Annotated in this window: 8 protein-coding genes; 4 read left to right on the top strand and 4 right to left on the bottom strand. The window is 64.7% G+C overall.

All coding sequences use genetic code 11. The features are described 5' to 3' along the window. The first annotated feature begins 20 nt into the window (after window positions 1-20). Complete coding sequence (locus tag V2S85_RS26300; protein WP_330705744.1) at window positions 21-1376, top strand: FAD-binding oxidoreductase; 1356 nt, start codon at window positions 21-23, stop codon at window positions 1374-1376. A gap of 85 nt (window positions 1377-1461) precedes the next feature. Next, entirely contained in the window at window positions 1462-2271 is an 810-nt protein-coding gene (locus V2S85_RS26295) for a hypothetical protein (RefSeq protein WP_330705743.1), read from the top strand. 55 nt (window positions 2272-2326) lie between these two features. Here the strand turns inward: V2S85_RS26295 and V2S85_RS26290 are convergent, their stop codons facing one another. The 3 genes from V2S85_RS26290 to V2S85_RS26280 form a co-directional block, all read right to left on the bottom strand. Further along, window positions 2327-3319 carry an alpha/beta hydrolase gene (locus V2S85_RS26290; RefSeq protein ID WP_330705742.1) on the bottom strand — a complete coding sequence of 331 codons (993 nt, stop codon included), beginning with the start codon at window positions 3317-3319 and terminating at the stop codon, window positions 2327-2329. Window positions 3320-3342: 23 nt separating this feature from the next. Then, window positions 3343-6165 carry a TonB-dependent receptor domain-containing protein gene (locus tag V2S85_RS26285; RefSeq protein WP_330705741.1) on the bottom strand — a complete coding sequence of 941 codons (2823 nt, stop codon included), beginning with the start codon at window positions 6163-6165 and terminating at the stop codon, window positions 3343-3345. Window positions 6166-6247: 82 nt separating this feature from the next. Beyond that, on the bottom strand, window positions 6248-7768 hold the full coding sequence (locus tag V2S85_RS26280) for a hypothetical protein (protein ID WP_330705740.1): 1521 nt from the start codon (window positions 7766-7768) through the stop codon (window positions 6248-6250). A 235-nt stretch (window positions 7769-8003) separates the two neighbouring features. On the opposite strand from V2S85_RS26280, the gene V2S85_RS26275 reads away from it, so the two are divergent. Both V2S85_RS26275 and V2S85_RS26270 read left to right on the top strand, forming a co-directional pair. Then, window positions 8004-8615, top strand: coding sequence for a PepSY-associated TM helix domain-containing protein (locus V2S85_RS26275; protein ID WP_330705739.1), 612 nt, complete (start codon window positions 8004-8006; stop codon window positions 8613-8615). 15 nt (window positions 8616-8630) lie between these two features. Then, on the top strand, window positions 8631-9185 hold the full coding sequence (locus V2S85_RS26270; protein ID WP_330705738.1) for a PepSY-associated TM helix domain-containing protein: 555 nt from the start codon (window positions 8631-8633) through the stop codon (window positions 9183-9185). A gap of 59 nt (window positions 9186-9244) precedes the next feature. Here V2S85_RS26270 and V2S85_RS26265 read toward each other — a convergent pair. Further along, the coding region (locus V2S85_RS26265) for a hypothetical protein (protein WP_330705737.1) at window positions 9245-9432 on the bottom strand (188 nt) is incomplete at its 5' end.

Here is a 9432-nt window from a genome sequence, read left to right as displayed (position 1 = left end):
ACATAGTCTAGGAGAGTTCGATGTCGTCTCAGGGTTTCGTCGGTGCCGTTCTGCGCCAGGGCCATGTGGAGTACGAGAAGGCCCGCCATGCCACGGTCTGGCGCGAGAACACGCCGCTGCGCTTCCCATCGATCATCGTGAAGGCCGAATGCGTCGAGGACGTGATCGCCGCCGTCAAACTCGCGGAAGCCGAAGACCTGCCGATCGGCGTGCGCTCGGGCGGCCACAGCTGGACCTCGCCTCACTTGCGCGACAAGTCGGTACTGATCGACCTTGATGCGATGCGTGAGATCGAGATCGATCCCGAGAGCCGCACCGCCTGGGTCCGCCCCTCGGTCAAGGGCCGGCACCTCAACGATGCGCTGGCCGAACACGGGCTGATGGCGCCGACCGGGCACCATGACACCGTCGCCTGCGGCGGGTTCCTGATGTGCGGCGGCTTTGGCTGGAACTTCCGCCACTGGGGCAACGGCTGCCGCAACGTCGTCGAGATCGAGCTGGTGAACGCGCAAGGTGAGTTGCTGATCGCGAGCGAGCACCAGAACCAGGACTACTTCTGGGCCGCGCGCGGTGGCGGCGCAGGCTTCTTCGGCGTCGTGACCCGCTTTCGCGTCAAGGCCTATCCGCGCCCGAAATTCCTGCGCGCCAACGGCTACGTGTTCCATGAAGACGCCTTCGAGGACGCCATGCGCTGGGCCTACGAGATCCGCGCGAAGCTGCCGACCAACTGCGAATTCGTCGGTTCCTGGACCAGCTGGGATCCCGAGACCGGCGACTGGGCGCCGACCCGCTTCGCCCTCAGCGGCCTGATGTTCGCCGACAGCGAAGAGGAGGCCGAAGCCGTCTCCGCACTGTTCGACACCTGCCCGGTCAGGGACAAGGCCGTCATGCGCCGCCGCAACGAGCCGACCACGCTGGAGGAACGCTACACCGGCGCGACGATGGCCGATCCGGCAGGCTTCCGCTTCGCCGCCGACAACGTCTACACCGACAAGGATGCCGACGAGATCGTGCCGCTGATCCGGGCGATGGTCGAAAGCATGCCCACCCCGCGCACGCACATCTTCTGGCAGTACAACGGCCCGCGCCCGGACTTCAGCGGCATGGCGCTGTCAGGCTGGGGCGACACCTTCTTCGCCGCCTATCCGCTGTGGCAGGACCCGGCGCAGGACGCGCAGATGCAGAAATGGGTCGTCAATGCCATGCATATGCTCGACCCGATCGCCAACGGCGAAGGCCAGATGAACGACGAGAATATGGAAGCGCATCCGCAAAACTACCTGACCATGGAAGTCGCGGCGAAGCTGGAGCAACTGCGGGCTCGTCATGACCCCAAGGGGCGGTTCCTGTCGTTCCTGACGCCGGGAATGCGCTGACCCCAGGGACCAAAAGATAACGAGAGGAGGACTGAAATGCCGGTAACCAGAAGAAGGCTACTGGAGACGGCAGGCGTGGGCGGCGTTGCCGTCAGCGCCGCCGGGCTGGCCGCCGGACATCGCAATCGCCAAGGGCAGTACGGCGGGGAATGGCGAGAGGATATGCTTCGTGCTGCCCGACGTGGTCGATGGGCCATATTACGAAGACCGCGCGATCATGCGCAGCGACATCACCGAAGGTAGGCCCGGCATCCCGCTGGAAGTCCGCGTGCGCATCGTCGATCCCTCATGCCGTCCGATTCGCAATGCGCGGGTGGACTGCTGGCAGGCCGATGCCGGCGGGATCTATTCGAACTATCCTTATCAGGGCGACGATCTGAAGATCGCGACGATCGGCGAGACGTTCCTGCGTGGCACCCAGGTGAGCGACGAGGACGGCATGGTTGTGTTCCGTACGATCTACCCGGGTTGGTATCGTGCCCGCACCGCGCACATCCACTTCAAGGTCTACATCGGCGAGCGCACGCGCCTGACGACGCAGATGTTCTTTCCTGACGCGCTGAACGAGTTCATCTACCTCAACGTTCCGGGCTACAAGCGCGAGGCCGTGCGCGACACCGTCAACATGACCGACTGGATCCTGACCGAAGCCTCGCACCATGCGATGGCCAACGTGCGCGAGGAGATCGACCGCTACATCGCCGAGATGACTTTCGGCGTCGATCCGCGCGCCATGCCGCCGGTATCCGAGAAGATGTCCTGTCCGGCCGAAGGCAAGTGCGCCCCGGCACCGAACACCCCTCCTGCCGAAGCGAAGCGCGTGGAGTTACTGGTCCCCTCCCCGGCGAACAGCCGGTTACCACGAGCGCAGAAACCGAGGCTGAGGGCACCATAGAAACGGAAAAAGGCGGGCCTAGCGACCCGCCTTTTCATTGTCCGGCCAACGTTCTTCAGCCGAGCGGCAACAGGGCCGCGTTGAACGCCTCGGGCTGTTCCCAGAAAGTCGCGTGTCCTGCCTCGCCGATGACCGTCAGCCGCGCGTTCGGGAAGACGTCGAGCAGAGGACGGGCAAGCGCAGGCGGCGAATACAAATCCGCGTCGCCAAAGATCAGATGCGTTGGCAATGTGATGGAGCGCAGGTCCGCATATGTCGGCCCGGCAGTGGCAGCAGCCTTTGCCCTCGCCTGCACGGTGGGCGCGGCCTTGTCTACGGTCGCGCTGAGCGCACTTTCCTCGATCGCCAGCCAGCGCTTCACGCCTTCCGGGTTGCCTACGCGGTAGCTGGGCGAGAGTTCGCGAAAGGCAGCGGGCAGGTCCTGGAACTGCGGCGGCATCAGCGCCTTGGTACGCGCCACGTGAACCGGTTCGCTGAGACCGAGCAGGCTGCCCGCCAGAGCCAGCGAGAGCAGCCGCTCCTGATGCGCCTGCGCATAGCGCACCGCCGCGAAGGCTCCGGCGGCCGCACCCACCAAATGGAAGCGCTTCAACTGGAGTGCATCGGCGAAGAACGCGAGATCGTCGCCGGGTGACGCTTCGTCGGCGCCAGGCTCGACCTGCGACCCGAAGGCTCCGCGCCGGGAGAACGCCAGCGCCCGATAGCCCGCCTTGGCCAGTACCGGCTGCTGGTAGACCCACGACTGCGCACTGCCGGTCATCGGATGCATCAGCACCACCGGCTCCCCGCTGCCGCCAGTGTCCCAATACCACAACCGCCCGCCGGGAACCGCGAAATAGCCCTCCTTCGCGGGCGCCTGGGCAGGCGGCGGGCCAGTCAGCGAGGGATCGCGCCCGGCAAGGAAGCGCTCTCGCGGGCGGATGGCCGACGCCCGCTTCCGCGGCGTCGCCAGCGCTGGGAACGATGCGCCCGACGCTGCGAGCCCTCCGAAAGCGAGGCCCCCGAATGCGAGCGCCTCACGGCGGGTGGATCGGAAACTCTCGGGCATCTGCTTTCTCTCCTGCTTGCCGGTCAGAACGTGACTTTCGCGCCGACCTGGAAGGTCCGGCCGATCAGATCATAGTTCAGCGTCCGGCTGCCCATGGTCATGGCGATGATGGCGTACTTCGGCGGCTGGACGTTGAACATGTTGTTGATCACTCCGAACAACTGGAAATTGTCGCCGATCTTCTGGCTGATCGAGAGGTTGTTGTAGATGCGCCCGGCGAAACGGTTCTGGCTGATGCTGCTCGTGCTGGCGGCGACGTAGTCCTCATCACCCGGCGCGGCCAGCGAAGGATCGTAGATCACGCTGGTGAACCCGCGCGCCTGCAACGTCGCCGAAAAGCCCTTGTTGACGTAGCCGAGCGACGCCAGCGCGGTCCAGCGCGGTGTGCCGAAAGCGGTGCCGGCATATTGCAGGCTGCCCGTAGGCGTCTCCTGGATATAGTCGATCGCATAGTTCACCATCAGACGCGCCTCGATGCGGGCGTCGCTTTCGCCAAGCCGGGTCTGATAGCCGAGTTCGAAATCCACGCCCCGCAGCTTAAGCGAGTTGATGTTCTGGCTGACCGTCAGGACCTTGCCGATGCCGGAGGTATATCCACTGTCGAAGGTGATGAAGCTGCAGGCATCCGCGTTTCCGGCAGCACACTGGTTGATCGTCTGCTGGTCGGTCAGACGCACGATCGCGCCCTTGAGCTTGATCTGGTAATAATCGACCGAGGCGCGCAGGCCGCCATGCCGCAAGGTCATCCCGCCGGTCAGCGTGGCGGCGACTTCCGGCTTGACGGCGGTGTTCCCCGCCCCCTGCATGATTCCCGCACCGGTCAGTCCGTAGCCGGCGTTGACGGTATTGCCGGCGCCGAGGGTGCCGTTGGGGATGCTGTTGACCAGCGCCGTGCTGGTCGTCCCGCCGCCGATGAAGAAGATTTCGTTGAGGTTGGGTGCCCGGATGTCGCGCGAACGGGTCACGCGCAGCAGGACGCCATCGGTCGGCTCCCAGGTGGCGCCGAGCTTCCAGGTCTGCACGCTGCCGCTCAGCTTGTAGTCGGTGTAGCGAACGGCGGCGTTGAGATCCAGGGCCTGCACGAAGGGTGCATCGCGCAGCAAAGGAACGCCGACTTCGGCAAATCCCTCCTTCACGCTGTTGGCGCCCTTGAACGTCGTGAAGTTGCCGTTGACGAAGATGTTGGCCAGCGGCTGCTCTGCCACCACATCGACCGAATCCCGGCGATATTCCGCACCGACGGCGAGGGATACCTCACCGGCCCACAATGAGAAGGGAGACCCTGAAAGGCTGAACGCCGCGACCGTCTGCTTCAGACGGGTGATCTGCTGCTGATCCTGCTGGATATAGTCGTAGGCTGCATCCGAAGCCTGACCCACGCCGAATGGATTGAACGGGGCGCAGGCCTTGTTGTTGAAGCTCTCGTAGACCGCCAGCTGAGCAAGTTCGGTAGCGGTAAGGCCACTCTCACTGCAGTTGTTGACCGCCTTCTTGAACGCCGCGCCGGCGATGCCGTTGGTAATGAACAACTGCTTCGTTTCGCCATGTTCGACATAGGCGTCCCAGTTCCAGCCGCTGCCCAGCTTGCCTTCCAGCCCGCCGACCACGCGCCAGGTGGTGTTGGTCTGCGAGGTCTGGTTGCCGCCAAGGTCGGTGTTCAGGCGGTTGAGCGTGAAGCTGGTCGTCGTCGCCGGAATGAGCGCGAGCAGTTCGGGAGGAACGAAGGGGTTGGTCCGGCTGATGGTGAAGGTGGAAGTGCTGGGGCCGGTGATCGTGCGGGGCAACTTGCTGCGGCCGTAGTTCGCCTCGACATAGGCGGTCACGCTATCGGAGAATTCGTACTCGCCCCGGCCATAGGCGACCGCCCGGCTGGTCGGAACCTTGAGCTGGAAGAAGCCGTAGGGCGAATTGCCGTAATTGGCGGTGCTGCCCACCATGTTGGTGCCGTAGACGGTGCCGCGATTGAAGGCGTAGGGGCTGCCGGAGGCGTCAAAGGCGTAATAGACCGGGTTGGCGCTGGTCCCGAAGTTGTTGGTAATGAACCCGCCCGGCGCATAGGATCCGTACTCCACGCCTTCGGTGAAGATCGAATAGGGATTGCCCGTTCCGCCCGGCGAGACGAGGCCCGGTTCGGTGCGGCCGCTGGGCCGGGTGTAGATGTTGCCTACACCCCGGTTGCGCGCATAATCGGCGCCGAAAATGATATGCCCTCGATCGTCTGCGAATGACGTGCCTGCCGCCATGTTGAAGGCATACTGCGCGTCGTCGCCGTACGTGCTGATGCCCGATTGCCCGGTCACCGTGACGCCCTGCATATGGTTCTTGAGCACGAAGTTGGCGACGCCCGCGACCGCATCCGAGCCATAGGCGGCCGAGGCGCCCCCGGTGACCACGTCCACCCGCTCGATCAGCGAGACGGGGATGAGCGCGGTGTCGAAGGTTCCGCGAAAGTTGGTGCCGACATGGCGCTTGCCGTTGATGAGCACCAGCGTGCGCTCCGGCCCGAGGCCGCGCATGTCGATCAGCGACTGCGCGCCAAGCTGGGAGCCCGAGGCGCGCCCGCCGGTCGCATTGCGACTGGCGCGGAAGGCGGGCATCTCGTTGAGCGCATCGGCGACGTTGATCGGCGCGCGGGCCTGGATGTTCTCGGCGGACAGCGTCTGGATCGGCGTCGGCGCGGTGAAGTTCGGGTTCGACAGGCGGGTGCCGGTAACGATGATGTCGGCGACTGTCGCCTCGGCGGTTCCTGTCTCCGCCGCGGCCGTGCCCTCCTGCGCGCAGGCGGGCAGCGCCACGCCGATCGCCAGGATCGAGCCGGTGACGAACAAAGCGATGTTCTTCTTCATGATGTTTCTCCCCCAATTTTTGTTGTTGTGATCGTCCGACACGGACGCGCATGTCCGTGCCGGCATGCCGGTCTTCGCCGGTTCAGTTCTTGACGATGAGCGTTCCGCCGCCGGGCAGCGCGTAGCTGCCCTTCAGGGTCGTACCCTTGCCCGCGATCGCGGTGATGGTGATGCCAGCGGGCGCATCGAAGGCCCCTGCGTCCGTGGCGCCGAGCAGAGTGACCCGCGAATCCTGCGTCGCACTCCACCGTGCGCCAGCGCCCATGCGCACGGTCACGTCGCTAATCGTCCAGACCGATCCGGTGACACTGCCCTTCAGCACCGTGCCGACCAGGTCTATTATCAACGGGCGAGTGGTATCCGCATGCTCGATGGCCCCGGTCGCGGTCATGTTGCGCAAGGTCAGGTGGATGCCCGTGACCGGGCCTGTGGCAATGTCGGCCTGCTTCTTGGGATCAAGCAGCCAGCGCAGCAGCGGCTGGCGCTTGCTCGGGTTGATCTCGGAGCGCAGCAGCACCCCGTCGGCCGGCTGCAGATCGACGCCGTCGAGATCGATATCGGCATTGGTGCTCAGTACCAGTATCGATGCCTTGCGGGTGCGGAAATGACCGCCCTTGATCCTGAGGTCGGCAGTCTTGAGGAAGTCCTGCCCTGGCGCGTGCATCATGATGCCATGGATCGCGCCGTCCTCGGTCACGTCGTTGAGACGAATCTTGCCGTCGCCCGAGATGATGCCGGTATAGTCGGCGGAGCGAAAGCGTGATCCGTTGGCGACCACTTCCGCACCGATGTCGGCATAAACGCCATAACCGCCGTTGCGTGCCTCCACGTCGCAGTTGTTGATTTCGAGGTAGACGTATGGCCGCGCAGAGTCCGTGGAAAGCGCCCCCCAGCCTTCGCTGATAATGGTGGAATCGTAATAATAAGCCTTGCCCGAACCGACGACATTGGCGGTGCGAGCCGTGCCCACGATGTTCAGCGCCTCGGGAGCGCCGACATAGCCAGGACCGGTGCCAGGGATCATGTTCTGCGCCGGAACGTTCCCGCCGAAGGCGTGAAGGCGTGACTTGTAGACGCGCAGCGTGCCGTTGGCGGCAGCCAGCGCCAATGCCTTGATGCCGTGGCTTTCGATCGTGCTGTCACGCACGGTCAGCGTCGCCCCTTCGCCCACCGTCGCACCGGCACCAAGACCGAAATTCTCGTCCCAGCCTGCAGAATTGCCGAAGACCTCGATCTTCGCGCGGGAAAGCGTGAAGTCGGTCTTGCCCGCGACATAGATGCCATTCGAACGATCGGCACGCACGGCGATGTGGATGCCGTCCGCCGATCGCCCTGTGAAGCGTCCCGCCGTGATCTGGTCCTTGTGGGACTTCGCCGCATCGACCTTGCCGTCGCGCACGTAGATCACGGCGGGGTAGTCGAAGCTCTCGTATGTGGCATTGAATGTCAGGCCGACGAGGCCGTTGGCGACCGGCCCGGGTGTCGGATCGGTTCGGACCTGCTGCGCCATGGCCGACACCCCGGCGGCAACCAGCCACGCCAGCGTTGTGATGCACGATGCGGTCTTAAGCCGGACGCGCAGGCCCGGCATGGCGATAGCCATGATGTTCTCCCCCATTTTCGCGGACTGCCTTTTGCGGCGCCGTCATTCGGTCCACTCACGATAAGAGGAGGTTGGACGCTCCGGACCCCGCAAATTCGATATAACAGCAATGCACAAGGTCCCTGAGCAATGTCTCCCCGTCATTCGCTGCAACCCTGTTATGCGGTCGTCCGCAATGGCAGCCCTGCCGCTTGCGCGCCCATAACCCCGGCACAACAGAACGAAAGGGGAGACGATGTCGAACACGCCTGCAAGATCGCGCAAGGCACCTGCCGCCATGCGCTGGCGACGCTACCATCGCTGGGTAAGCACGGGCAGCATGGCCGTTCTCGCATGGGTTTCCATCACCGGGGTCGCGCTGGGCGTCGATGTCTGGACGAGCGGGCGAACCCATCCAGAGCCGGAACGCGCCAGCAGCCCGTTGCCTGCCGCCGAAGCCCCCGGCTGGATCAGCAATGCGGCCGAACGCCTGTCCCGCGATGCCGCCGACATGACCAGCACCCGACTGGTGTTGCGCATGACGCCGGACGGCGCACGACTGAGCGCGACCGCCAGCGGAGCCCCGGGAAGCGACCGCCAGCAGTTCGAATTCGCCATGCCCGACGGCAGGTTGCTGTCACACCGGGCGATCCCGGCCGAACGTCCGGTGCCCAGGTGGCGGTCCGCGCTGCACCGCCTGCTCGAAGACCTGCATCGCGGCACGATTATCGGGCTGCCAGGCCAGCTGCTCAGCCTGATCGCGGGGCTCTCATTCGTGTTCCTGACTGCCAGTGGAGCCTGGATGTACATCGACATGTGGAAGAAACGGCGGCGCAGCGGCCGGCCTGGCTTTTTCTGGTCGCGCTGAAAGGGGAGGAGATCGATGAACCGCAAGCTCCATCGCTGGCTCGCAGGAACGCTTGCCGCGCCGTTCCTGTACGTATGCGTTACCGGCACCGCGACCACGTTGAGCGAGATCGCCGATCCCGCCAGCGTCAGGCGCAGCACACCGCCCGTCTCGCAGGCGGACATGCCACCGCTGCCGCCGGATCTCGGCCATATCGTACACAGCGTCGTTACCGACGCCCTGCGTCGCCATCCGCAGGCGCGTCCCGGCGTGATCGAGGTCGACATGCGGCGAACATCAAAGGGGCTGCGCTTGCAGGTATGGGCCGATGGGCTGCCGCGCACCCTCGTCTACGACGGCGACGGAAGGCTACTCGCCAAACCTGCGACCGGCCAGACCGCTAGACCCGCAAAACTCTCCGCCACCTTGCAGGACCTGCATTCCGGGCTGGCCTTCGGACGGGCGGTACAGGGCTTCGTGTTCGTCGCAGGTCTGGCACTGGCGGTAATGACCATCACCGGCCTTTTTATGTACGCCGAAATGCTCACGAAGCTGCGCGCGGCGGGGCGCAAGGCACTGTTCTGGAAATGACGCGAAAGAGCGGGCACTCCCGAAAGGGAGCGCCCGCTCGTTGCCCGAATCGTTTCAGGTCAGTTCCTGGTGACGGCAACCTCGATCGCGCCTTGGTAGGAACCGGTATGCGAGACATCCACCGGCTTGCCGCCGAGCGTGACCGTCAGCTTGTAACCCTCCGGCGCCTGCATCCGCGCGCCCGGCGCAAGGTTCAGGCGATTGAGGTATGAAGTGCCCGTGACCGTCCAGGTGGACTTGCCATCGA

It is taken from the genome of Novosphingobium resinovorum (assembly GCF_036352595.1).
In the GTDB taxonomy this organism is placed as follows: Bacteria; Pseudomonadota; Alphaproteobacteria; order Sphingomonadales; family Sphingomonadaceae; genus Novosphingobium; species Novosphingobium resinovorum_B.
The sequence above is the reverse complement of the archived record's forward strand: the minus strand, read 5'-3'. Positions and strand labels throughout refer to the sequence as shown.

Bases quoted from the DNA above. Each gene is read 5' to 3' on its own strand.
- V2S85_RS26300 (WP_330705744.1), top strand. From the start codon at position 21: ATGTCGTCTCAGGGTTTCGTCGGTGCCGTTCTGCGCCAGGGCCATGTG.
- V2S85_RS26270 (WP_330705738.1), top strand. From the start codon at position 8,631: ATGAACCGCAAGCTCCATCGCTGGCTCGCAGGAACGCTTGCCGCGCCG.
- V2S85_RS26280 (WP_330705740.1), bottom strand. From the start codon at position 7,768: ATGGCTATCGCCATGCCGGGCCTGCGCGTCCGGCTTAAGACCGCATCG.
- V2S85_RS26275 (WP_330705739.1), top strand. From the start codon at position 8,004: ATGTCGAACACGCCTGCAAGATCGCGCAAGGCACCTGCCGCCATGCGC.
- V2S85_RS26285 (WP_330705741.1), bottom strand. From the start codon at position 6,165: ATGAAGAAGAACATCGCTTTGTTCGTCACCGGCTCGATCCTGGCGATC.
- V2S85_RS26290 (WP_330705742.1), bottom strand. From the start codon at position 3,319: ATGCCCGAGAGTTTCCGATCCACCCGCCGTGAGGCGCTCGCATTCGGG.